The sequence below is a fragment of the Sideroxydans sp. genome (assembly GCF_054604835.1).
In genome coordinates this window covers 1-2,579 of sequence record NZ_JBTSFG010000028.1, presented here as the reverse complement: position 1 = coordinate 2,579, position 2,579 = coordinate 1, and the positions used below count along the sequence as shown (strand labels likewise).

Here is a 2,579-nt window from a genome sequence, read left to right as displayed (position 1 = left end):
GCCCGCCATCAATTGGTCAATCAGCTCCGGCGAAGGCTTCTTCTGTAATACGGTCATTTCCACTCCTTTCAATGTGATGGCAGTTTCCTGCCTTATGACCGTTTACACAAAATCTTTTACACCCCCAGCAGTTGCGGTCATGCTGCCTGATGGATGCATTACGACGGAGATCGGCCAGAAGCGGCCCGTCGATATTCCTCCCGAAAGCCGACGTTCACCAATGACCATGTGCAATATTGGCCGGTGAAGCATTGAACATCAATAACATATTTGTTACTATTCGCCTGTGACCTACACCATCAGCTATTACAACGACGCCTTGCAAGTAGAGATCATGGCTTTGCCAACGACTCTGCAAGCACGTTACATCGGATTAACGGCAAGGATGATGGTCTTCGGTGCCAATCTGGGCAGTCCTCATACCGAAGCTTTTGGTGGTGGATTGTTTGAACTACGGCTGAAGGGGGCAGAAGGCATCGCCCGAGTGTTTTATTGCACGCTTGTGGGTAAACAGATCGTCATGCTGCACTGCTTTGTGAAGAAGTCGCAAAAGACACCGGTAAGCGAACACAGGATCGCCGAAGCGCGGATGAAGGAGATAAAGAAATGAAAACCAAAGTCATGACGCACGAACAGATGGTCGCCAAGATGCTGAAGGATCCAGCCGTGCGGGCAGAACACGACCGACTCAACCGGGAGGAATTCGCCATTCTGGACGAGATACTTGCTGCGCGCCGCGCCGCCGGTCTGTCGCAAGCACAAGTGGCCGAGCGCATGGGCACCAAGGCACCGGCCATTGCCCGGCTGGAAAGCGCCTTAGCTACCGGCAAGCACTCGCCCAGCTTGAACACCTTACGCAAGTACGCAGCCGCATTAGGCAAGCGCGTGGAAGTGCATCTGGTCTGAATCATCCGGTCGTCACACCACCTTTGTCGCGGGGTGATTCAAAATCCAATTATTCATTTGGCTAGCCAAAGATATCAGGCCAAACCGCCAAGCCTCGGGGTCGGGTCTTGCATTACGTCATTCCTAACTAATGCGTGCACTTCTCAATAGATTTAAACTGATATCAATGACCGCTACGGGTTATCCGGGGACTGATCAGAGAATGAAAAACGAGGGTCTGAAAACCTCTTGGGAGCGGACGCTCGAAGGTAAGATATTGGCAGGACGTGGATCGGCCAGTAAGAGACCTTCAGATATTTTCCTCTATTGCGATCACTAGGAGCGCAGCATGAACAACATCGCACAGATATTTAGGCGCATTACATTGGGCTTGATGCTTGCGGTTATACCTCTCGTTGGCGGGTGCAGCGACAACAACATCATTATCTGGACGGAGGATGTGAAGCTGCTGGACGGGCGGGTGATTACGGTGACGCAGAAGCGGCGCATCGACGTGAAGCAGATACCGCGCGAGGCGTGGCTGACGTTCAAGCTACCGGAGTTCGGGGATGAAGAGATTGTTTGGCATGAGAGTTTGCACACTCTTGTGATGAATATCTATCAAGGAAAGCTTTATGTTGTAGGAAACTATCCTAGCCAATTAGAAGCTTGTTTGTATGGCAACCCACGTCCTTCATATATTGGCTTCCGCTACGACAATAGCAAATGGGGGCGCATCCCGTTCAACGAGATTCCCGAAGCAATCTACGATGCCAATATGTATTTCGAGAACATGGCGCTGTATCGCCTTGTCCATGTATCTCTGGCTGAAAAAGACAAAATGTTCAAAGACGAAGGGTACACACCAGACCAGCGTCGAATAGACCCCAAATATGTTTCTGCAGCGCATTGCTCAAAATCCAACTAGAAGCACAGGGGGCAGCATCGCAATTGTTTTCAGCAACGACCGCTATGGGTTACGTTCCGCCCCTTTGGTTTCGCTGATGCCAATGTCCGCTTCTCGCAACATAGCGGCCCTTCGATTTTCATTTAGACATCAGTCCCTGGTTAACCCATAAGAGCCGTTCGATTTTCCCGATAACGGACACTCAACGTAAAGGTAAGGGGCTGCACTTTAGCGCAGTCCCAGCCCGAAGGGCGAACTTGACCGTAGGGTTAGAGGTCATTGGCGCCACATCCTTGATGCAGATAACTCGCCGACAAACCCACCCAGCGAGCACCAGACAAGACCAAGAACCAAACCATAGAGAAGTGACGAGGCTGCCACGGCGGCCCAAAAACCAGCGGCATAAAAATACAATGCCATGATTGGGACTGTGAGTGCACCGACAATTGCGCCATGCATGAAGCCTGCACGACGTGCAACAAAACCGGCGAGAAAACCTGGAATAAGATAGAGCGCAAAACCGAAGGCGCGCCAATACCAAGAAGTTGTAATTGCAGTGAGCACGTTAACTGACGGCGCTGGATAAAACCACCAATTGATCAGAGCGCTCAAGCCAAACGAACTGAACCAGTAGAGAATACAAAAGGCACCCACGCCGGCAAGAAGTGCATAACTACTGGGCATTGAAATGGGGGTGTAAAAGATTTTGTGTAAACGGTCATAAGGCAGGAAACTGCCATCACATTGAAAGGAGTGGAAATGACCGTATTACAGAAGAAGCCTTCGC

The 2,579-nt window shown here is 50.8% G+C and carries 5 protein-coding genes; 4 read left to right on the top strand and 1 reads right to left on the bottom strand.

What is annotated here, in order from left to right; all coding sequences use genetic code 11:
- The 4 genes from ACYCZ5_RS14020 to ACYCZ5_RS14005 form a co-directional block, all read left to right on the top strand.
- On the top strand, window positions 1-247 hold a 247-nt coding region (locus ACYCZ5_RS14020), incomplete at its 5' end, for a hypothetical protein (RefSeq protein WP_461545425.1).
- Window positions 248-286: 39 nt separating this feature from the next.
- Window positions 287-610, top strand: coding sequence for a type II toxin-antitoxin system RelE/ParE family toxin (locus ACYCZ5_RS14015; RefSeq protein WP_461545424.1), 324 nt, complete (start codon window positions 287-289; stop codon window positions 608-610).
- On the top strand, window positions 607-906 hold the full coding sequence (locus tag ACYCZ5_RS14010; protein WP_461545423.1) for a helix-turn-helix domain-containing protein: 300 nt from the start codon (window positions 607-609) through the stop codon (window positions 904-906). Before ACYCZ5_RS14015 ends, ACYCZ5_RS14010 begins: the two co-directional genes overlap by 4 nt.
- Window positions 907-1,234: 328 nt before the next feature.
- Complete coding sequence (locus ACYCZ5_RS14005) at window positions 1,235-1,813, top strand: hypothetical protein (RefSeq protein WP_461545422.1); 579 nt, start codon at window positions 1,235-1,237, stop codon at window positions 1,811-1,813.
- 255 nt (window positions 1,814-2,068) lie between these two features.
- Here the strand turns inward: ACYCZ5_RS14005 and ACYCZ5_RS14000 are convergent, their stop codons facing one another.
- Window positions 2,069-2,404, bottom strand: a complete 336-nt coding sequence (locus tag ACYCZ5_RS14000; protein ID WP_461545421.1) for a hypothetical protein — start codon at window positions 2,402-2,404, stop codon at window positions 2,069-2,071.
- Window positions 2,405-2,579 lie beyond the last annotated feature (175 nt).

Bases quoted from the DNA above. Each gene is read 5' to 3' on its own strand.
- ACYCZ5_RS14010 (WP_461545423.1), top strand. From the start codon at position 607: ATGAAAACCAAAGTCATGACGCACGAACAGATGGTCGCCAAGATGCTG.
- ACYCZ5_RS14005 (WP_461545422.1), top strand. From the start codon at position 1,235: ATGAACAACATCGCACAGATATTTAGGCGCATTACATTGGGCTTGATG.